Here is a 20,145-nt window from a genome sequence, read left to right on the forward strand (position 1 = left end):
ACTTTTACACGAAAACTTTAACTTCCCTTTTGGACGTGGTTAGAAAAAAAGTATCTATAATCAATTTTCAGAAATTTGCCTTGTGTTATAAAGTTTTTACGGTAAAATAGAACTTTAGTATAAGGAGGCTTTATTTTTGTGTCATCTCGAGATCAATTCACATCAAAAATTGGATTTATTTTAGCTGCTGCTGGAAGTGCCATTGGATTGGGGGCTATTTGGAAATTCCCTTATATGGCGGGAACGAACGGTGGGAGTGTATTTATTTTATTGTTTATTTTATGTACATTTTTCATCGGTTTGCCAGTGTTAATCGCAGAATTTATGATTGGCCGTCGTGGGCAAAAGGATGCTGTTACGTCATTCAAAGAACAAGCGCCAGGAAAACCATGGTACTTAATAGGATGGGGCGGCATGCTCATTGCTGGTTTAATACTATCCTTCTATAGCGTAGTGGGCGGTTGGATTTTAAGTTATTTAGGGCGTTCCTTGACTTTTCAATTATCAAGTAATGACGGCAATTACGCTGATTTATTTAACAATATCATCTCCAGCCCATTTGAAGCGATTCTTGTACAAGGGTTATTTTTACTTTTAACAATCGCCATTGTATCAGGAGGCATTAAAGGTGGGATTGAGAAGGCTAGTACATGGATGATGCCATTATTATTCATTTTTTTCATTGTGTTAGTTATCCGTTCCTTAACACTTGACGGTGCAATGCAAGGCGTAAAATTTATGTTTGTCCCTGACTGGTCTTACTTAAATGCTGAAACATTTTTGAAAGCACTTGGACAAGCATTCTTCTCATTAAGTGTCGGTATTGCTGTGATGATTACGTACGCATCCTACCTCCCAAAAACCGAGAAGATTGGCAACTCTGCTATCAATGTAGCTTCAATGAATATAATAATTTCGCTACTTGCAGGTTTAGTTATTTTCCCAGCGGTATTCGCGCTAGGCTATACACCTGACCAAGGACCAGGACTTGTTTTTATTATTTTGCCTGCGGTTTTTGAACAATTGCCACTTGGCGGTCTTTTCCTAACAATTTTCTTTATTCTCTTATTGTTTGCTACAGTGACATCCTCAATTTCAATGTTAGAAATTGTAGTAGCTATTGCTATAGGAGACAAGCCAGAGAAGCGTAAAAAAATTGCATGGATTGGCGGTATTATTATTTTCGGCTTCGGTATTCCAAGTGCTCTATCTTTCGGCATTCTTTCTGACGTACAACTATTAGATCGTTCAATTTTTGATTTTGTAGACTTCCTTACAAATAGCGTAGGTATGCCAATTGGTGCATTACTTATTTCTATTTTTGCAGGCTATTACTATACAAAAGATATTTCCCGTAAAGAGCTTGCTTCATCAAGCCTTATGTTTAACATTTGGTACTTGTTAATTCGCTATGTATCACCTATTGCGATTTTTCTTATTTTCATCCAAGGCATTTTGCCGTTATTTAAATAAGAAAATGAGGTTGTCTACTATTGTAAAGACAACCTCACTTTTATAAGGAAGTAGCTGGTAAATCGCATAAATGCTAGCCTACAAGCTATTTCCAATAAAAAAACACTATATGTCGATTAAATAATGCATTTTGCTTCAAACTTAATGGCAATTAGTTTGTATGAAATGGCAACACAATCTTCAATTGGAATCCATTGCTCAAACGAGTGCTCGTAAGTTTCTTGAATGACCTTTGCAAGTGCTGAGGGGTCATCAATACTTTGTAATGCTGCAACAACATCTGCTGTCTCTGTATCATAATGCTCAGCTCCGATGTGGAAAGGATCCCACTCCGCTAGCAGATGTACGGCTGCTCGATTCATTTTTATATTTTCCAAAATACTCACCTATTATCCTTTAATCTTAATAGGTATGATACCATAGTAAAAAAAAAAGAAAAGAGTGATTTGCTTGTCTATTTTCGATCAAACTTTAAATCGTCGCTATACTAACTCAGTAAAATGGGACGCAATGGAGAAAATTTATGGCCTAAACGATACGACAGAAATATTACCAATGTGGATAGCAGACATGGACTTTGCTCCACCAACAGCTGTTTCAAAGGCTTTACAAAAACATGCGGAGGGTGCCATTTTCGGTTATGGCTTTGTATGTGAGGAAGTAAAACAGTCGATAGTAGACTGGCAATACAATCGATATAATTGGCACATCGAAAAAGAATTCATTTCTTTTAGCCACGGGGTTGTATCAGCATTAGCAAATATTCTAACGGCATTGACTAATGTAGGTGATAAGGTACTTATTTCAACACCTGTCTATCCGCCATTTTTTAATATCCCAAAAAGCAATGGTCGTGAGGTCGTAACTTGTCCGTTAGTAGAACAAGACGGTATGTTTGTCTATGATTTTGAGGCATTCGAACAAACACTTGCCCAAGATATTAAAGCTTACATATTGTGTAACCCACATAATCCAGGTGGTTATGTATGGGATGAAGCCACACTAAAAGAGATTATTCGTCTTTGTGCAAAGTATGACGTTCTAATTATTTCAGATGAAATCCACGCAGATTTAATGTTAGATGGTGCCAAGCATACTCCGCTTGCAAAAATTGCAGGTGATGAAATCGATCGTGTAATTACATGTATGGCACCGACAAAAACATTTAACCTTGCAGGCATCCAAGTGTCTTATATTATTGCTACAGATAAGAAAAAACGCCTTCTATTAGAGGCAGTTAATATGGCTAGTGGTCAAGGCTCATTAAACAGCTTTGCTCCTATTGCCCTGCTAGCCGCTTACACTGAAGGATTACCATGGCTAGAAGAGTTACTTCCTTACATTTCCAATAATATGGATTATGTCATTAGCGAGTTAACGCAATTACCTGGCATACACATTGCAAAGCCTCAAGGCACATACTTGCTGTGGATTGATTGTCGTCAATTAGGCATCGATGAAAAAGAATTAATGAAGCAACTGCTTGAAGTTGGAAAACTTGCATTAGAACCAGGTTCAAAATATGGTGAAGAAGGCCGTGGCTTCCTACGTATGAACGTGGCGTGCTCATTTGATACTGTAAAAGATGCAGTCGCACGCTTTAAGCTTGCGTGCCAGTCACTCAAACAATTCTGAATCTTTAAAGTGCCAGTCACTTAATTGTAGTTGTGCACATAAAAAAAAGCACTCTTTCGCAGAGTGCTTTTTTTATACGTTTTGTTGATTGTTAGTGCTATTTCGTTCAGCTAAAATACGTGTTTCGATTTCCTTAGACTTTAATTCCTGCTTTTTAGAGATTTTACGGAAAATCATAAATACGCCTATACATAAAATAAGCATGATTAAAAATTCGAAAGCTGCTGGAATATAAGCTGTTTTATCTTCAGGGAAATATAAAAATTGATACATTAAATGTTCCATATTTTCTACACGTCCTTACAATTATTATTCAAAAACTGTAATTGACTCAATTTTAACATCTTCAAGCGGTTTATCGCGGTTATCTTTTGCTACATCAGCAATTTTATCAACGATATCCATACCTTCTACAACATGACCGAACACAGAGTGTTTATGGTCTAACCATGGTGTCCCACCGTTTTTAGCATATGCCTCAATAATTTCTTCTGGGAAACCAGCACCTTGAAGTTGGCGTAGCATATCGCTTGGCAGGTGTTTCATTTGTACGATAAAGAATTGTGAACCATTTGTGTTTGGACCAGCGTTTGCCATTGAAAGTGCACCACGTAGGTTAAATAATTCATCAGAAAACTCATCTTCAAATGAGTTACCCCAAATTGACTCACCGCCCATACCTGTACCAGTAGGGTCACCGCCTTGAATCATGAAATCTTGAATAACACGGTGGAAAATGATGCCATCGTAATAACCTGATTTTGCATGACCTAAGAAATTTTCAACAGTTTTTGGTGCTTGTTTTGGAAATAGTTTAATTTTTAAAGCACCTAAAGTTGTTTTCATTTCTACTAGTACTTCGCCTTCTTGTACTTCTGTTGTTAATTGTGGAAACATTGGAGTCTCTCCTTTAAATGTAAAATTTCAGTTTCAATGAAAATGATCATCCTAGATCATTTCTGACCTCATATTAGTCTAACATACTTCCTAGCTGTTTTCTCCATCTAAGTATTGACGAATTTTGTAATTTTACAATCGTTCAATCCATTATATTTGCGATAACAGTGAAACTTCTGTTTGGTACCTATGGTAGTATAACCCAAAATAATGGATGAAGAAACAGACTACCGCTGTCATTTATTTTTATAGTTTTGTATTGCGTAAATAGGTCTCAACGAGTATTTGGAAAGCATCCAAAATATGCTATTCTGTTGAAAGACTTATTTTCAAAGTTGGAGGCATATATGAAAAAGGTTTTTGGTTTTATTATTATTACTCTATGTTTACCTACCATTTGGTGGATTGGAACGAATATACGAACAGAGTTGAATACAGCTCAAGCGCACGAAGAACAAATTGAAGGGACAATTGATGTGCCTGAAGTACAAGTTCAACTTCCCGTTACATTAATAGATCAGAATGGTCAAACCTTTAGCGAAGAATATGTCGAATGGCGACAACCATTAACACTGCAAGAAATTCCACAAATTGCCCAGGAAATTTTTATTGCTAGTGAGGATGCTGACTTTTATGAACATATCGGCTTCGATCTAAGTGCCATTATTCGTGCTGTTGTCGCAAACTCTAACGCTAATGCCACATCACAAGGTGGCAGTACCATTACACAACAGCTTGTTCGAATGCGCTATTTATCGGATGAAAAAACGTACGAACGTAAATTGACGGAATTATTTTATGCCTACGAACTTGAAAAAAAATACGATAAAGATGCAATTTTAACAATGTATTTAAATGAATCTTATTTTAGCAACCAAGTTTATGGCATCGGAAGTGCCGCGACTTTTTATTTTCAAAAATCTATTCAAGATTTATCAATTGCTGAAATTGCTTTTATTTCCGCTATTCCAAACAACCCATCACTTTATAATCCATTAAAAAATTTTGATGAGACAAAGGCAAGACAGGAACGGCTACTCGATACACTCGCTGCAAGTGGCGCTATTACAAAAGAAGATGCCACTTCTTATAAAGCAGCACCAATAATATTAAATGTCAAAAATAAGATGCAAAGCTATCCGATGTATAGCACTTATGTTCTTCAAGAGCTACGTTGGCTTGTAGCCGAGAAAGAGGGCTACAAAGATCGACTTCAAAATACGCAAAGTGAAGAAGAAAAAAAGTCGATCCAAACACAACTAGACAACCGTCTCAACACTTTGTTTCAAAATGGTTTAACTATTTATACGGCCCTTGATCCAGCTAAACAAGATCATGATGAACAGCAAATGACAGCTATATTAGGAACTGGGGAATTGCAGGCAGCAGGAGCTGTTATTAATAACACTTCGCGTGAAATTATCAGCCTATATGCTGGTAAAAATTATGAGAAATTTGATTATCATCGAGCTTTTCAAGGACCAAGACAGCCTGGCTCAGCATTTAAGCCACTTGCGGTCTACGCACCTTTTTTTGAAACGAGCACACATACGCCTGATTCCATCGTAAACGGTGGTAGTTTTTGTGTCGGTTCTTTTTGCCCTCAAAACTATGGGGGGTATAAATATGGGGATGTGACTATTCGTACAGCATTCCGTAATAGTTATAATACTTCCGCGCTTCGTCTTTTTAACGCTGTTGGAGTGGAGACGGCATTTAGTTACCTTGATCGATTCCATTTCCGCTCCATCGTAGCAAAGGATCATACGTATGCCGCTTCATTGGGTGGATTAACGTACGGTGTCACAGCACTTGAGCTAGCAGATGCCTATTCAAGCTTTATTGATGGCTCATATGTCTTGGCACATAGTATTCGCAAGGTGACGGCAAATGATGGTACCGTGCTATATAGCTGGGATTCGGAACGCGATCAAATATGGTCGCCCAAAACGGTAAAATATATGCGGGAGTTACTTGCTGAGGTTGTAACAAATGGGACGGGGCAAGGTGTTTATAATAATAGTAACTATGTTGGTGCTAAGACTGGTACGACAAATGATTACCGCGATTATTGGCTCGCGGGCTTAAATGATCAGTATACAGCCGCTGTCTGGCTAGGCTATGATAAACCTCAACCAATGGAAAAACTAGAAGCGTATAAAATCCATCACAAGCTATTTAATGTTTTACTAGAGTAATATCTTCTTGCAAAAAATAACTTCTTATAGCGTAAAAACCCACTTCGCTTTCCAGCGGGCACTCCGTAAGCCGCAACCGTCGCTATCGCGTCGCCTGTTGCTTCTTACTTTGCGTGCGTTCCCGCAGGAGTCTACGTGGGTTTTTACTTGGTTATTTCCTCCTAGCAAAATTCAGAATTGTTTCGGTGCCTGTCACCGACACCTAATATCTCCTTATAAAAATGACTTCTTATAGCGTAAAAACCCACTTCGCTTTCCAGCGGGCACTCTGTAAGCCGCAACCGTCGCTATCGCGTCGCCTGTTGCGTCTTACTTTGCGTGCGTTCCCGCAGGAGTCTACGTGGGTTTTTACTTGGTTATTTCCTACTAGCAAAATTCAGAATTATTTCGGTGCCTGTCACCGTGAAAATTCAGAATTGTTTCGGTGCCTGTCACTCTATTTTGCAAAAGGAAGGCTTGCCAGTACACCGTTATACAATTTTAATATGACATAAACTAATAACGAAAATAATATTGTCCACATGAAAAGCTCAAATATTAGTAATCCAATCGTTCCTCCCATGGACATAAAAAGGCTCATTTTATAGATAAGATAAATGAAATAAACAAAAATCGTTAATACGAATATACCCGCTAATGCATAAATCGATTGAATAGCAAAGACAGAACACATAGCTCCAATAAATAAAATGACATAGCCTCCACGTGCTTGGCTTACCGCTGCCCCTTCATTATCTTTTGAAAAAAATAACATTCCTAGTTCATGAATTGTTTCTCCAACTAATTTAAGCGCTGAAATTGCCATAAAAAAAATAACTGCAAATACAACAAGCAATAATACACGTAATTCAAAATCCGATAAAAATTCACGCATTCCTGAATAAACACCGATTGCTTGGAAGATTTGTAATGCTTCGCCTACTGCATACATACCGAATGTTAAACTAAACAATAAAATTGTAATTAATGGTAAATAACCATATATGTAAGGGTTCCTCATAAAAAATTTTTTCCTCTGTTTTTTTTGATAACTTCCTATTTATAATATAGCGAAAATTCTTCTGCTATCCAAGCTAAATCCTGTTAGGCCATATGCATTCCCTACGAAAGTACGTTATAATTATTACACTTACCTGCATAAAGGAGGATTTTTTTGTTACAAGTACTCTATATTTTCATCCCGATGCTTGCTGCAATATTTGTGCCTTTTATATATAAAAGCATTAAAAATATTCACACAGGCTGGTTTGTTCTTGCAGTGCCTGCAACACTCGCCGTTATTTACGCTACTTATATAGCGAGAGTTGCCCAAGGAGAAGTGTTTTATGATGGGATACCTTGGATTCCATCGCTCGATATTTCGATCGTATCGTATTTGGATGGACTTAGCTTACTGTTTTCGTTACTCATTACAGGAATTGGCTCACTCGTTGTGCTTTACTCCATTTTCTACTTAGATAAACATAAAGAAAAACTACATAATTTTTATGTTTACTTATTATTATTTATGACCGCAATGCTCGGAGTTGTACAATCTGACCATTTAATTTCATTGTACTTCTTCTGGGAGTTAACGTCGATTTCATCATTCCTACTTATTGGATATTGGTACACACGTGATGCTTCTCGCTTTGGTGCACTAAAATCCATGATGATTACAGTCTTCGGCGGCTTAATGATGTTAGGAGGATTTATCCTTCTTTATTTAATGGGTGGAACATATTCAATTCGTGAACTCATTGCAATGGCACCAAACCTAGTGCAACATCCATTGTTCACATGGGCACTTGTTTTATTACTCCTAGGCGCATTTACAAAATCTGCACAATTCCCATTCTACATTTGGTTACCAGATGCAATGGAAGCACCGACACCTGTCAGCGCATACTTACACTCTGCAACAATGGTAAAAGCAGGCATTTACTTAGTTGCTCGCTTTACACCAATTTTTGCAGCTTCTGAGCTATGGGTTTGGCTTGTGACAGGAATAGGTTTGTTAACACTATTCTGGGGTTCGTTCTTTGCAGTAAAACAAACCGATTTAAAAGGAATTCTAGCATTTTCTACTGTCAGTCAGCTTGGATTAATTATGTCGTTACTCGGCGCTGGGGCAGTTGCATTTCATGTAAACGGTGCGGCTGATTCAGTGTTTAAATATGCGGCCTTTGCAGCCATTTTCCACCTAATCAACCATGCCACATTTAAAGGTAGCTTATTCATGATTGCGGGGATTATTGATCATGAAACAGGTACTCGTGATATTCGTAAGCTTGGAGGATTAATGAGCATTATGCCGCTTAGCTTTACAGTGGCGGCTATTGGCAGCTTCTCAATGGCAGGTTTACCACCATTTAATGGTTTTCTAAGTAAGGAAATGTTTTTAACAGCTATGTTAGCACTTCAAAATTTTGAATTTTTTGGTTTTGATACATGGGGTGTTCTCTTCCCTATCGTTGCTTGGATAGCGAGTATTTTTACGTTTATTTATAGTTTCTACTTTGTATTTAGAACATTTACAGGAAAATATAAACCAGAGCTTTACACTCATAAACCACATGAGGCTCCAATTGGTATGCTAATATCACCGATGATTTTAGCATCATTAGTAGTCATTATTTTCTTCATCCCTAATATTATTGGGGATACGTTTGTCAAACCAGCAGTACAAGCTATTCAGCCGTTTTTATATGATCTTCCTGAAGATATCAATATTCACGTGGCTGCCTGGCATGGGGGTCTAACACCAGAATTAATCATGACTATCGGTATTGTCATTATAGGTGTCCTTTTATTTGTTGGCTTACCTAAATGGCAAGGCATTTATAATCTATTCCCACGTGCTCTTACGCTCAATAATGCCTATGACAAAGCAATGTTCGGTTTAGATGTCGGATTAAATCGTGTATCCCGTCTTTATATGACTGGTTCAATGCGCCACTACTTATTGTATATGTTTAGTGCTATTGCCGTTATTTCCATTGGGACATTATTTGCCAAGGATGCCTTTTCATTATCATTTGAAGGTGCGGCACCAATTCGATCTTACCAATTAATTTTAATTGTCGTGTTAATTATCGGCACAGCGATTACGATTTTTGCGAAGTCACGTCTTACAGCAATTATTGGACTTGGCTCTGTCGGTTACACTGTCGCATTATTCTTCGTTATGTTCAATGCACCTGATTTAGCATTAACACAGCTAGTAATTGAAACTATTTCTGTTGCATTATTTTTATTGGCATTTTATCATCTTCCGAAACTCGGAAAACGTGAGGAACGCATGCGCTTTCAGTTAAATCGTGCAGTAATTTCCATCGCAGTTGGTGTGATGGTGACGCTTATAGCTTTATCGGCACATTCTCAAAAGCTTGTGCCGACTATCTCAAAATATTACGAAGAAACCGTCTATTCTTTAGCGGGTGGCGGCAATATCGTCAATGTTATTTTAGTAGACTACCGTGGCTTTGATACATTATTTGAAATTACCGTGTTAGGTATTGCTGGAATGGCAATTTTAGCAATGATTAAGCTGCGCATGAATAGAAAGGAGAAATCGCATGAAAACAAATGATGTGATAATACAATTTACAGCTAAAATTGTATTCTTCATTATTTTCTTCTTCTCCATTCATATTTTTTTAGCTGGTCATTATACACCAGGTGGAGGCTTTGTTGGTGGACTTTTAACATCCAGTGCCATCGTGCTTTTAGTACTTGCCTTTGATTTAAACACTGTACGCAATGTTTTACCGATCAACTATACGTATTTAACTGCAACGGGCTTATTATTGGCATTTGCAACAGCGGCATTCCCTATGTTTTTAGGGAAACCATTCTTCACACATTTCTTTGATTATTTCGATTTACCGCTTCTAGGTAAGCAATCCTTACACACTGCCATGCTTTTTGACAGCGGTGTTTACTTGGTTGTTGTTGGCGTTACGATGACCATTATTCAAACGATTGGAGAGGATGAATAATGGAAATAATTATGGCGTTTGTCATTGGCTTTTTGTTTATGGCAGCTGTTTATTTAATATTATCGAAAAGCTTATTACGCATTATTATTGGTACTGGACTTTTAAGTCACGGTGCACATTTACTCATTTTAACAATGGGTGGACTGACAGGGGAAGCTCCTCCTGTATTAAAAGATGGGGCCAAAACATTTGCGGACCCTTTACCACAAGCTTTAATTTTAACCGCGATTGTTATTAGTTTTGGGGTAACGGCTTTCTTCCTAGTACTTGCCTATCGCTCGTATCAGGAGCTAGAAACTGATGATATTAGTTTAATGAGAGGAAGTGATGAGGATGAATAACTTCCTTTTACTGCCAATCATCATCCCTTTCTTCTTCGGTATGATTTTAATGTTTGGGCAGAAAAATTTAAAATATCAGCGCTCATTTGCTTTACTGGGAATCCTACTCGCTTTCATATCAGCCATTTCCCTATTGATGAAAGTAAAACATGATGGTCTGCAAAAGGTGACATTCGGGGATTGGCCAGTACCCTATGGTATAACAATGGTTTCTGATATGATGTCAGCACTATTAGTAACAACAACATTGCTCATTGCATTCTTCGTTGTGTGGTATGGCTTTGGTTCTATCACAAAAGAGCGAGAACGCTTTTTCTATTACCCTGGTATTATGTTTATTTTAACAGGTGTGAATGGCGCATTTACGACAGGGGATATTTTTAACTTATTCGTATTCTTTGAAGTACTGTTAATGGCGTCGTATTTACTAATTGTACTAGGTGGAGAAAAAGGACAACTGAAAGGCTCCATTAAATATATTTTAATCAATGTCATTTCTTCTGCATTGTTTGTTATTACGGTAGCTTTTCTTTACTCCGTTGTAGGCACATTGAATATGGCAGACATTGCAGTAAAAATTAGCGAGATTAATCAGCCAGGTATCATAACCGTTATTGCTGTGTTATTTTTAATGGTATTTGGTTTAAAAGCGGCGATATTCCCGCTTTACTTCTGGCTTCCAACTTCATATGCAGCTGCACCAATTCCTGTGTTAACACTATTTGGTGCACTTTTAACAAAAGTTGGCGTTTATGCGATTACTCGCACATATACATTATTTTTCGTCCATGATTTATCGTATACACATCATTTGTTAATGATATTAGCGATTGGAACGATTATTGCAGGCTGTATCGGGGCACTTGCCTATTTCGATGTCAAACTTATTATTATCTACAACATTGTAATTGCAGTCGGTGTCATTTTATTTGGTGTATCTCAAATGAATGAAGTAGCGTTAAAGGGTGCGATGTTTTACTTAATCCATGACATGCTAATTAAGGCTGCTCTCTTTATGTTGATTGGTATTGTTATTTACATTACAGGCACATCAGATTTACGTAAGATGGGCGGTCTTATGAAAAAGTACCCTGTGCTAGGCTGGTTTTATTTAATAGCAGCCTTCGGTTTAGCTGGCATTCCCCCACTTAGTGGTTTTGTGGGCAAGCTGTTAATCGTTCAAGGGGGCTTTGAGGCTGGAAGCATGTGGAGTAGTATTTTTATTTTAGCCTCCTCTTTACTTGTGTTACTTTCTGTTATTCGTATTTTCCTTTATGCCTTCTGGGGTGAGGAAAAAGAAACAACAGGTACTGTCGATAAAAAAGTATATACTACCCTTTTTGTGCCAACTGTCATATTAGTGCTTATTACAGTAGCATACGGTGTCGGTTCAGAGTGGATTACACCATTTATGGATGATGCTGCAAAACTATTAAATGACCCATCTATTTATATAGATGCTGTAATGAAGGAGGATTAGAGCTATGGCATTTCAAATTATTTTAAACTTTGCTCTTGCCTTCGTTTGGATGTTTCTTTCATCGAACTATACAGCAACAGGCTTTATAGTAGGCTTCATTCTCGGTATTATTTTGCTTGTGATTATGAGGAGATTCTTTTTTAAAAGGCTCTATGTTTTCCGTATATGGGCAATCATTAAACTTACTGTCCTGTTCTTTAAGGAGTTAATATTAGCAAATATTCAAGTACTAAAAGTTGTGCTAAAACCTAAGCTAGATATGCAACCTGCCTTCTTTGCTTATCCAACTGTCTTAAAAGAAGATTGGGAAATTACATTATTATCGAGTCTCATTACATTAACACCAGGAACCGTCGTCGTACATGTATCGGATGATGCCAAAACATTGTTTGTCCATGCTATTGATATTAGTGATGTGGACGATGCCATTGCATCCATCCGAGACTCTTTTGAAAAAGCCATTTTGGAGGTGAGTAAATCATGATGACGTTTATTATTGCAGCGATCGTAGTGATTTGCTTATCAATGATAGCAGTAATTTTCCGTATGGTGAAAGGACCATCCGCGTCCGATCGCGTCGTAGCACTTGATTCCTTAGGGGTATCACTCATTTCATTAATCGCGTTATTTTCGATTTTAGTGGAAACGAGCTTCTTTTTAGAAATTGTATTATTGTTAGCGATTTTATCGTTCATCGGTACAGTTGCTTTCTCTAAATTCATAGAGAAAGGAGACATCATTAAACGTGACAATTCTCGCTAATACTTTAGTTATTCTGTTCATTTCTATCGGAGTACTATTTATCGTCGTAACAGCTATAGGGCTCATTCGATTACCAGATTTGTATACACGGGCACATGCCGCTTCTAAAAGTGCAACACTCGGTGTTATGTGTGTATTGATTGGTGTATTCTTTCACTTTTGGCTTATCGAGGATCATTTTAACCCTCGTATTTTACTCGGTATATTGTTTCTCTTTATTACAGGCCCTGTCGGTGGACATATTATGACCCGTTCCTCCTATATAGCAGGTGTGAAACCTTGGAAAGGAACAGTTCGTGACGAGCTAGGTCCTGAGATTGATAAAATGAAAAAAGAACAAGGTATCAAATAAAAAGACTTAAACAAAAACAAAAAGTGTTAGATTGACTGCAATCAATCTAACACTTTTTCTATGTCGTAACTCTCCGCAGGTTTATCGGCGATTCACTGTCTTTTATCGGCGATTTCTCAAGTTTAATCGGCGATTCGCGGACTTTTATCGGCGATATACCAATTAAATATAGCCCTTTGCCGTTAAAAACGTCGTGAGCAGCTCGACACATTCCTCAATAGAATAGCGCTCAGTGTCCAAAATAAATTCGGGATGTTCTGGTTCTTCATATGGTGCACTAATACCTGTAAAATTAGTAATTTCTGCATTGCGAGCTTTTTTATAAAGACCTTTTGGATCGCGCTGCTCACACGTTTCTACAGAGCATCTAACATACACCTCTAAAAATTCTCCCTCTTCCACAAGCTTTCGAACAACTTGGCGATCCTCTCTATAAGGTGAAATAAAAGCTGTAAGTACAATTTGACCACTTTCCACAAAAAGCTTGGCAACTTCCCCGATACGTCTAATATTTTCCTTACGGCTTCCTTCATCAAAGCCTAAATCATTATTTAAACCATGTCGTACATTATCGCCATCAAGTACAAATGCCTGGTTCCCCCGTTCAAATAGTGCACGAGCAAGAGCATTGGCTACTGATGATTTTCCTGATGCAGATAGTCCTGTAAACCATAAAATAAAGCTTTGATGGTTGTTTTGAGTGCGGCGTTCTTCTTTTGTAATGGATGATTCATGCCAAACGATATTAGAACTCATTTTAAAACCTCCTGACGCATTCCTTTAATCAGAACATCGACCACTTCTTTGCGGCTAAATGTACTTGGAGGTACTTCCCCGTTTCGAAGCATTTCGCGCACCTTTGTACCAGATAAAATAACATGGGATGCGCTATCATGCGGGCATGTTTTTGTTGTTGCCATCCCTTCACATGTAGTGCAATAGAAACTATGCTCAAACTTTAACGGTACAATACCAAGCTCATCTTCTGTAAATTGTTCAAAGATTTTTTGTGCATCATATGTGCCATAATAATCGCCTACACCAGCATGATCACGTCCTACAATAAAATGGGTGCAGCCGTAATTTTTTCGCACAAGTGCATGGAAAATAGCTTCCTTTGGTCCTGCATAACGCATAGCTGCTGGAAAGACACCTAATTGCACACGATTTTGAGGATAGTAATTTTTTAATAGCACCTCATAGCTCTCCATACGTATCGTAGCTGATACATCATCCGACTTCGTTTCACCAACTAATGGATTTAAAAATAAGCCATCAATTGTTTCTAATGCCGCCTTTTGAATATACTCATGTGCACGATGGACTGGATTACGTGTTTGGAAGCCCACAATAGTTTGCCAACCCTTCTCCTTAAATAGCTGACGTGTTTCCTGTGGATCAAATGAATACGTAGGGAATTTTTGCTCAAGTCGCTTAATTAATGTAATTTTACCGCCTACATATATGGCCTGCCGCTCATGAAGCTTTTTCACGCCAGGATGTGCTAAATCCTGTGTACCGTAAACAAGTAATGCCTCTTTTTGTTTATCTGGCTCATATATATCAGTAATATCAATGGTCCCATAAACATCGTTGCCATATACTAATTTCGCTTCATCTCCTGGCTGCAATGTTGTAGCCAACTCTTTGTCAACAGGAAGTGTAATAGGAATACTCCACACAATGCCAGAGGCCAACCTTGTATGTTCAACGACAGATTCGTAATCATTTTTAGTGAAAAAGCCATCGATTGGGCTATATCCACCGATTGCAATTAACTCTAAATCGCTTAATGCGATTGCATCCAATTCGATCTCCTTTGTAATATGTACTATCGATTTTTGTGGATGATAGGCTTGCACTAAAGCTCCGCCATGTGGTTGTAACGTCATTTTTATTCCCCCTAAATTGATTTAAATAGTATGTTTTATAGTTAAATACCTTCACCTGCATCGTATATTGACCGTTCTTCTTCACGCATTGTTCGCATTAAACTAATTGCACCAAGCGTTCCGATTATGACGCTTCCCATTATGACGATGGCATATAAATCTTTCTCCATAAATAACTGCACTAGACTATAAGAAATTGCTAATGAAAAAATAGGTGAAACAATCCAAATACACATAATTTTTTTTACGATGTGCTTATGAAAAATTTGTTTGCCGCTTTTCGCCATCCCTATGCCTATGATAGAAGATGACGTTACTTGTGTTAGTGGTACAGGCAATCCAAACAGTGAACTGATACCGACAAGCAATGCACCTGTACTTGAAATTAAAATGCCCTCAGCTTTCTCAAAGCGAACAATCTTTTTCCCATTTGTTTCTAGTACACGTCTTCCTAATAGCATTGCCCCTAGTGCAACAAATGCACCACCAAGCCATATGCCATTTGTGACAGTTATCATCCCAGCACCTACGAGTGGGCCAACAGCATTGGCAACATTATTCATACCTGCTGAAAAGGCTTCAAAAAATCCTGCAAGTACAAGTAGCACTGTTAACAGCGGATGGTTTGCCAAAAAGCTCTTTCCTCGAAATCTATAAAGTAACTTGCCAACTACAAGTGCAATAACAAATGCGATCAGAGGAACGATGACCCAAAAGGCCATAATAACAAGTAATGATTTGACATATAGCACACGATAGGCAATTCCTACACCAACGACTGCCCCTACAGTAACTTCACTTGTTGATAATGGAATACCTAGTAAATTGGCAAGGAACAATGAGCTGGTGGCAGAAATTAATATAATCACCACGATTTTTACAGTTATATACTCTTGTGGCATAATCCCTGAGCTTATCGTTTTTACAACTTCCCCGCCACCTAAAATGGCGCCTGCAAAAACCCCTACTGCACAAATTAGTAATGCGTGCCAAGCTTTTTTAATAGCACCCGCTCCGTAGGCTACACCCATTGAAGCGGCAGCTCCACTTGCACCAATATTCATTGCAAAAAATAAACTAATGGCTATCGCAATATATTCCAGCATCATTTAACCGCCCCTATTCATGTAGCCCACATTCAGTTTTAGCAGATCCTTGCCATCTGCCTGCACGTAGGTCATCCATTGTAAATGCTGGTTGTGTGCAGTGTTCACAGCCAATGCTCGGATAGCCTTGATCGTGTAGCGGATTATAAGTTAAATCATGCTTTGATACATAACGCCAAACATCTTTCCACGACCAGTGAATGAGCGGACAAATTTTAATCGACTTAAATTTATCATCACGATTAATAAAATTCGTCTGTTGTCGTGTCGGTGATTGTTCCCTGCGCAAACCTGAAATCCAAGCAGTAGCTCCTGATAAAGCCTCATGCAATGGCTTAATTTTTCGAATATCGCAACACTTATTAGGGTTGGACTTCCATAATTCATCTCCATATTGAGCCTTTTGCTCATCAAGTGTAAGCTTAGGTTTCTGCAAGATGATATTAAGCTGTGGATACTTTTTCTTAACTCTTTCAATCGTGTCATATGTTTCCTTAAAATGGACATCTGTGTCTAAAAAAACAATTGTAGCATTAGGTTTAACCTTTGAGATTAGATCGATTAAGACGATTCCCTCTATACCAAAGCTACAAGCATACACGATGTCATCCCCATATTGTGCATAGCTCCATTGTAAAACCTCTAGTGCACCCTTATAGGTTTCATCCACTCCAAAGTTAGTCGTTGGCTCCTGCCAAGTTGCATACGTTAACATGTAATCCCCCTCGAAACATTTTCGGATATAGAAAAAGGCGTTTTAACAACAGACACAATTATGGTAGTGTGTCTTCGTTAAAACGCCTCTAGTTTGACTAGCCAGCTTTTATGGATGATTGTAAACTAGTAATCTTGTACCTCATTTATCAATCAATTTCTTATTACCAAATATATACTAAATTACACCTAGTAGTCAACTAGGTTTTCTAAAAAATCTGAACTTTTTTCTGCAATATCGTCTTTTCTCCCATTTAGTGGCACCTTCAAATAATATTATTCACGTAATTCGCCCTTTGCTACTCAGCAATTGCACGACACATACTTGTCTGACTACAAAGAGAAATTTTTTAATTCCTTGTTGACTAATAGGAAATATATGTTTAATGTGGTAATAAGCTAATTAAAACAAAAAAATGCTGATCAGAGGATCTGAAGGCCATCTACTCAAAATGTGTTTGTACACGTTTTTGACAGATGGCCTTTTATGTTCTTTTGATGAAAAGGGGAGATTTTGAATGAAAAAAAGAAAGCGTATTTTCCAATCGTTCGTACTGATATCTGGCTTAACTTTACTGTTAACAGGATGTAATAGCGCGTCTACAGACAACGATACTAGTACGGGAGACATAAAAAAGCCAGTTGAGCTACTAAATGTTTCTTATGATCCAACACGTGAGCTTTATGACGAATTTAATAAAGACTTTATTGCCAAGTGGAAAAATGAAACAGGTCAAGATGTGAAGATTCATCAATCGCATGGTGGTTCTGGTAAACAAGGACGCGCAGTCATTGATGGTCAAGAAGCCGATGTTGTAACACTTGCACTTGCCTACGATATTGATGAAATTGCACAAGCTCGCGATTTACTAAACAAAGACTGGCAAACAGAATTTGAAAATAATTCTACACCATACACTTCCACAATTGTTTTTTTAGTTCGAAAGGGCAATCCAAAAGCTATACAAGATTGGCGTGATTTAACAAAAGACGATGTATCAGTCATCACACCAAATCCTAAAACTTCAGGCGGTGCACGTTGGAATTACTTAGCCGCATGGGGTTATGCTGCGAAGTTGTATAACAATGACGAGAAGCAAATAAAGGAGTTCATGAAGGCATTGTATAGCAATGTGGAAGTACTTGACTCTGGTGCTCGAGGCGCAACGACTACGTTTGTTGAAAGGAAAATCGGTGATGTGTTAATTGCTTGGGAAAATGAAGCCTATTTATCTCTCAATGAATTAGGGGAGGACGAATTTGAAATCGTTACACCTTCATTGAGTATTTTAGCTGAGCCCCCTGTCGCAATTGTTGACAAAATTGTAGATAAAAAAGGAACGCGCGAAGTGGCGGAAGCATACTTACAACATTTATATAGCGATACTGGGCAAGAAATTGCTGCCAAAAACTATTATCGACCACGCAATGAAGAAATTTTAGCAAAATATCAAAATCAATTTCCTCAGCTTGAACTCATATCAATTGAAGATTTTGGCGGTTGGACAGAAGCACAGTCGAAGCATTTTAAAGACGGTGGCACGTTCGATGAAATTTACGTCCCACAATAAGGAGGCATATGATGAGTAGCCTAACAGTAAAAAAGAAGCCGGCACGTGTTATACCCGGCTTCCATCTTTCTCTTGGTTATACAATGCTATACGTTAGTTTGCTTGTGCTCTTGCCTTTAGCAATGATTTTTATTCAAACGATGTCCTTGAGCTGGGCTGAGTTTGTGACCATTATAACCGATCCTCGTGCCGTTGCTTCTTATAAGCTTAGCTTTGGCACAGCGTTAGCCGCTGGGTTACTTAATGTCGTCTTTGGTACCATTATCGCTTGGGTACTTGTGCGCTACGATTTTCCGTTCAAGCGCATCATTGACGGTCTCGTAGATTTACCATTTGCTTTACCTACCGCTGTAGCAGGAATTGCGCTAACATCTCTTTATGCCCCGAATGGCTGGATCGGGCAATTTTTCGATTTTAAAATTGCCTTTACACCACTTGGAATTATTATTGCGCTAACCTTTATTGGACTTCCATTTGTAGTGCGCACTGTGCAACCTGTTTTACAAAATATCAGTACTGAAGTCGAAGAAGCCTCGGCAAGTCTTGGAGCAACCCGTCTCCAAACCATCACGAAAATTATTTTCCCTGAACTGGCACCTGCTATTTTAACAGGCTTTTCGTTAGCTTTTGCGCGTGCATTAGGGGAATATGGATCGGTTGTCTTTATTGCGGGAAATATGCCGATGAAGACGGAAATTACACCGTTAATTATTATGACTAAGCTTGAACAATATGACTATGCAGGCGCTACGTCTATCGCGGCTGTCATGCTTATTACATCCTTTGTCTTATTATTCACCATAAATTTGATACAGTGGCTGGCAAACCGTCGCTTTGTACATTAGGAGGAGGTATTTATGGATCAATCTACAGTAATCGAACCATTTGCTCGTAAATCACATATTGCCACGGCAAAGCCTGCTGCCCTTCAGGAGCCTCGCATTGTCCGTTATGTATTAACTTTTATTGCGCTTGCTTTTTTAGCATGTTTTATCGTTCTTCCCCTCGTTTCCATTTTTATTACAGCTTTTCAAAAAGGAGCAGATGTTTATTTTGCAGCCATTACCCATCCAGATGCATTAGCTGCTATAAAGTTAACTTTAACTGTCGTAGCAATCGCAGTTCCTTTAAATGCAATGTTCGGTATAATGGCCGCTTGGGTACTAACGAAATTTAACTATAAGGGAAAAAATCTATTACTTACGGTCATTGACTTACCTTTTGCTGTGTCACCAGTTATCGCAGGTTTAGTGTTTATATTGCTATTCGGTGCACAAGGTCTTTTTGGGAACTGGCTATTTGCCAATGATATTAAAATCGTATTTGCCTTACCAGGCATTGTACTTGCTACTATTTTTGTTACTTTGCCCTTCGTAGCAAGAGAGCTTGTACCATTAATGCAGGCACAAGGGACATCCGAGGAAGAGGCTTCTATTTCTCTCGGTGCGAATGGCTTTAAAACGTTTTGCTATGTTACATTACCCAACATTAAATGGGGTTTATTATATGGCTTAATATTGTGTAATGCCCGTGCTATTGGTGAATTCGGTGCTGTTTCTGTTGTATCAGGTCATATTCGGGGCATGACGAATACGATGCCGCTTCATATCGAAATCTTATACAATGAATATCAATTTTCAGCAGCCTTTGCTGTTGCGTCATTAATGAGTGTGCTAGCCATCATCACGCTTATTATAAAAGATATTGTTGCGTGGAAATCAAAATCAATTTAAAGGGGGTTTAC

Annotated in this window: 21 protein-coding genes; 13 read left to right on the top strand and 8 right to left on the bottom strand. The window is 38.2% G+C overall.

The features are described 5' to 3' along the window. Nucleotides 1–138 precede the first annotated feature (138 nt). A complete protein-coding gene (locus tag ACIQ1H_RS16030; protein ID WP_402890051.1) occupies nucleotides 139–1,473 on the top strand; it encodes a sodium-dependent transporter in 1,335 nt (444 codons plus the stop codon). A gap of 116 nt (nucleotides 1,474–1,589) precedes the next feature. Here ACIQ1H_RS16030 and ACIQ1H_RS16035 read toward each other — a convergent pair whose 3' ends face one another. Beyond that, on the bottom strand, nucleotides 1,590–1,850 hold the full coding sequence (locus ACIQ1H_RS16035) for a DUF1871 family protein (protein WP_173479751.1): 261 nt from the start codon (nucleotides 1,848–1,850) through the stop codon (nucleotides 1,590–1,592). 73 nt (nucleotides 1,851–1,923) lie between these two features. Between ACIQ1H_RS16035 and ACIQ1H_RS16040 the strand changes: the two genes are divergently transcribed. Then, nucleotides 1,924–3,108 (top strand): MalY/PatB family protein, encoded by a 1,185-nt coding sequence (locus tag ACIQ1H_RS16040; RefSeq protein WP_402890054.1) that lies wholly within the window; start codon nucleotides 1,924–1,926, stop codon nucleotides 3,106–3,108. A 72-nt stretch (nucleotides 3,109–3,180) separates the two neighbouring features. On the opposite strand, the gene ACIQ1H_RS16045 is transcribed toward ACIQ1H_RS16040, so the two are convergent. Further along, nucleotides 3,181–3,393: a hypothetical protein gene (locus ACIQ1H_RS16045; protein ID WP_173479753.1), complete on the bottom strand. Its 213-nt coding sequence runs from the start codon at nucleotides 3,391–3,393 to the stop codon at nucleotides 3,181–3,183. Between the two features lie 24 nt (nucleotides 3,394–3,417). After that, nucleotides 3,418–4,005 (bottom strand): peptidylprolyl isomerase, encoded by a 588-nt coding sequence (locus ACIQ1H_RS16050; RefSeq protein WP_173479754.1) that lies wholly within the window; start codon nucleotides 4,003–4,005, stop codon nucleotides 3,418–3,420. A 347-nt stretch (nucleotides 4,006–4,352) separates the two neighbouring features. On the opposite strand from ACIQ1H_RS16050, the gene ACIQ1H_RS16055 reads away from it, so the two are divergent. After that, nucleotides 4,353–6,203, top strand: coding sequence for a transglycosylase domain-containing protein (locus ACIQ1H_RS16055; RefSeq protein WP_402890056.1), 1,851 nt, complete (start codon nucleotides 4,353–4,355; stop codon nucleotides 6,201–6,203). A gap of 436 nt (nucleotides 6,204–6,639) precedes the next feature. Here the strand turns inward: ACIQ1H_RS16055 and ACIQ1H_RS16060 are convergent, their stop codons facing one another. Then, nucleotides 6,640–7,203 (bottom strand): DUF5366 family protein, encoded by a 564-nt coding sequence (locus tag ACIQ1H_RS16060; RefSeq protein WP_173479756.1) that lies wholly within the window; start codon nucleotides 7,201–7,203, stop codon nucleotides 6,640–6,642. 153 nt (nucleotides 7,204–7,356) lie between these two features. Between ACIQ1H_RS16060 and ACIQ1H_RS16065 the strand changes: the two genes are divergently transcribed. The 7 genes from ACIQ1H_RS16065 to mnhG are packed head-to-tail and all read left to right on the top strand — an operon-like array spanning nucleotide 7,357 to nucleotide 13,118. Further along, nucleotides 7,357–9,774 carry a Na+/H+ antiporter subunit A gene (locus tag ACIQ1H_RS16065; RefSeq protein WP_402890059.1) on the top strand — a complete coding sequence of 806 codons (2,418 nt, stop codon included), beginning with the start codon at nucleotides 7,357–7,359 and terminating at the stop codon, nucleotides 9,772–9,774. Continuing rightward, complete coding sequence (locus tag ACIQ1H_RS16070) at nucleotides 9,761–10,183, top strand: Na(+)/H(+) antiporter subunit B (protein ID WP_402890061.1); 423 nt, start codon at nucleotides 9,761–9,763, stop codon at nucleotides 10,181–10,183. The genes ACIQ1H_RS16065 and ACIQ1H_RS16070 overlap by 14 nt, the downstream gene beginning before the upstream one ends. Then, nucleotides 10,183–10,524 carry a Na(+)/H(+) antiporter subunit C gene (locus ACIQ1H_RS16075; protein ID WP_173479759.1) on the top strand — a complete coding sequence of 114 codons (342 nt, stop codon included), beginning with the start codon at nucleotides 10,183–10,185 and terminating at the stop codon, nucleotides 10,522–10,524. The genes ACIQ1H_RS16070 and ACIQ1H_RS16075 overlap by 1 nt, the downstream gene beginning before the upstream one ends. Next, on the top strand, nucleotides 10,517–12,004 hold the full coding sequence (locus ACIQ1H_RS16080) for a Na+/H+ antiporter subunit D (RefSeq protein ID WP_402890063.1): 1,488 nt from the start codon (nucleotides 10,517–10,519) through the stop codon (nucleotides 12,002–12,004). The genes ACIQ1H_RS16075 and ACIQ1H_RS16080 overlap by 8 nt, the downstream gene beginning before the upstream one ends. Before the next feature lie 4 nt (nucleotides 12,005–12,008). Then, nucleotides 12,009–12,488: a Na+/H+ antiporter subunit E gene (locus ACIQ1H_RS16085; protein ID WP_340822852.1), complete on the top strand. Its 480-nt coding sequence runs from the start codon at nucleotides 12,009–12,011 to the stop codon at nucleotides 12,486–12,488. Further along, complete coding sequence (locus ACIQ1H_RS16090; protein WP_139860686.1) at nucleotides 12,485–12,766, top strand: Na(+)/H(+) antiporter subunit F1; 282 nt, start codon at nucleotides 12,485–12,487, stop codon at nucleotides 12,764–12,766. Before ACIQ1H_RS16085 ends, ACIQ1H_RS16090 begins: the two co-directional genes overlap by 4 nt. Beyond that, nucleotides 12,750–13,118, top strand: coding sequence for a monovalent cation/H(+) antiporter subunit G (gene mnhG, locus ACIQ1H_RS16095; protein WP_139860683.1), 369 nt, complete (start codon nucleotides 12,750–12,752; stop codon nucleotides 13,116–13,118). Before ACIQ1H_RS16090 ends, mnhG begins: the two co-directional genes overlap by 17 nt. 162 nt (nucleotides 13,119–13,280) lie before the next feature. Here the strand turns inward: mnhG and cysC are convergent, their stop codons facing one another. From cysC to ACIQ1H_RS16115, 4 genes are read right to left on the bottom strand one after another with little or no spacing between them, the layout of a single operon-like run. Next, the gene (gene cysC / locus ACIQ1H_RS16100) at nucleotides 13,281–13,874 is read right to left on the bottom strand and encodes an adenylyl-sulfate kinase (RefSeq protein WP_402890066.1); all 594 of its coding nucleotides are present in this window, start codon (nucleotides 13,872–13,874) and stop codon (nucleotides 13,281–13,283) included. Next, nucleotides 13,871–15,010 (bottom strand): sulfate adenylyltransferase, encoded by a 1,140-nt coding sequence (gene sat / locus ACIQ1H_RS16105; protein WP_402890068.1) that lies wholly within the window; start codon nucleotides 15,008–15,010, stop codon nucleotides 13,871–13,873. The genes cysC and sat overlap by 4 nt, the downstream gene beginning before the upstream one ends. Before the next feature lie 41 nt (nucleotides 15,011–15,051). After that, complete coding sequence (locus ACIQ1H_RS16110) at nucleotides 15,052–16,113, bottom strand: sulfate permease (RefSeq protein WP_402890536.1); 1,062 nt, start codon at nucleotides 16,111–16,113, stop codon at nucleotides 15,052–15,054. 16 nt (nucleotides 16,114–16,129) lie between these two features. Next, on the bottom strand, nucleotides 16,130–16,831 hold the full coding sequence (locus tag ACIQ1H_RS16115) for a phosphoadenylyl-sulfate reductase (protein ID WP_402890070.1): 702 nt from the start codon (nucleotides 16,829–16,831) through the stop codon (nucleotides 16,130–16,132). A 517-nt stretch (nucleotides 16,832–17,348) separates the two neighbouring features. Between ACIQ1H_RS16115 and ACIQ1H_RS16120 the strand changes: the two genes are divergently transcribed. From ACIQ1H_RS16120 to cysW, 3 genes are read left to right on the top strand one after another with little or no spacing between them, the layout of a single operon-like run. After that, entirely contained in the window at nucleotides 17,349–18,401 is a 1,053-nt protein-coding gene (locus ACIQ1H_RS16120; protein WP_402890072.1) for a sulfate ABC transporter substrate-binding protein, read from the top strand. Between the two features lie 11 nt (nucleotides 18,402–18,412). Next, nucleotides 18,413–19,246 (top strand): sulfate ABC transporter permease subunit CysT, encoded by an 834-nt coding sequence (gene cysT / locus ACIQ1H_RS16125; RefSeq protein ID WP_402890073.1) that lies wholly within the window; start codon nucleotides 18,413–18,415, stop codon nucleotides 19,244–19,246. 12 nt (nucleotides 19,247–19,258) lie between these two features. Further along, a complete protein-coding gene (cysW, locus tag ACIQ1H_RS16130; protein WP_402890075.1) occupies nucleotides 19,259–20,134 on the top strand; it encodes a sulfate ABC transporter permease subunit CysW in 876 nt (291 codons plus the stop codon). Nucleotides 20,135–20,145: the final 11 nt, after the last annotated feature.

Source organism: Lysinibacillus sp. NPDC097279 (assembly GCF_044761745.1).
Taxonomy (GTDB): Bacteria; Bacillota; Bacilli; order Bacillales_A; family Planococcaceae; genus Lysinibacillus.

Excerpts from the sequence above, each read along its gene's own strand:
- ACIQ1H_RS16045 (WP_173479753.1), bottom strand. The coding sequence starts at position 3,393 with ATGGAACATTTAATGTATCAATTTTTATATTTCCCTGAAGATAAAACA.
- ACIQ1H_RS16050 (WP_173479754.1), bottom strand. The coding sequence starts at position 4,005 with ATGTTTCCACAATTAACAACAGAAGTACAAGAAGGCGAAGTACTAGTA.
- ACIQ1H_RS16055 (WP_402890056.1), top strand. The coding sequence starts at position 4,353 with ATGAAAAAGGTTTTTGGTTTTATTATTATTACTCTATGTTTACCTACC.
- ACIQ1H_RS16060 (WP_173479756.1), bottom strand. The coding sequence starts at position 7,203 with ATGAGGAACCCTTACATATATGGTTATTTACCATTAATTACAATTTTA.
- ACIQ1H_RS16070 (WP_402890061.1), top strand. The coding sequence starts at position 9,761 with ATGAAAACAAATGATGTGATAATACAATTTACAGCTAAAATTGTATTC.
- ACIQ1H_RS16075 (WP_173479759.1), top strand. The coding sequence starts at position 10,183 with ATGGAAATAATTATGGCGTTTGTCATTGGCTTTTTGTTTATGGCAGCT.
- ACIQ1H_RS16080 (WP_402890063.1), top strand. The coding sequence starts at position 10,517 with ATGAATAACTTCCTTTTACTGCCAATCATCATCCCTTTCTTCTTCGGT.
- ACIQ1H_RS16085 (WP_340822852.1), top strand. The coding sequence starts at position 12,009 with ATGGCATTTCAAATTATTTTAAACTTTGCTCTTGCCTTCGTTTGGATG.
- ACIQ1H_RS16090 (WP_139860686.1), top strand. The coding sequence starts at position 12,485 with ATGATGACGTTTATTATTGCAGCGATCGTAGTGATTTGCTTATCAATG.
- cysC (WP_402890066.1), bottom strand. The coding sequence starts at position 13,874 with ATGAGTTCTAATATCGTTTGGCATGAATCATCCATTACAAAAGAAGAA.
- sat (WP_402890068.1), bottom strand. The coding sequence starts at position 15,010 with ATGACGTTACAACCACATGGCGGAGCTTTAGTGCAAGCCTATCATCCA.
- ACIQ1H_RS16115 (WP_402890070.1), bottom strand. The coding sequence starts at position 16,831 with ATGTTAACGTATGCAACTTGGCAGGAGCCAACGACTAACTTTGGAGTG.
- ACIQ1H_RS16120 (WP_402890072.1), top strand. The coding sequence starts at position 17,349 with ATGAAAAAAAGAAAGCGTATTTTCCAATCGTTCGTACTGATATCTGGC.
- cysT (WP_402890073.1), top strand. The coding sequence starts at position 18,413 with ATGAGTAGCCTAACAGTAAAAAAGAAGCCGGCACGTGTTATACCCGGC.
- cysW (WP_402890075.1), top strand. The coding sequence starts at position 19,259 with ATGGATCAATCTACAGTAATCGAACCATTTGCTCGTAAATCACATATT.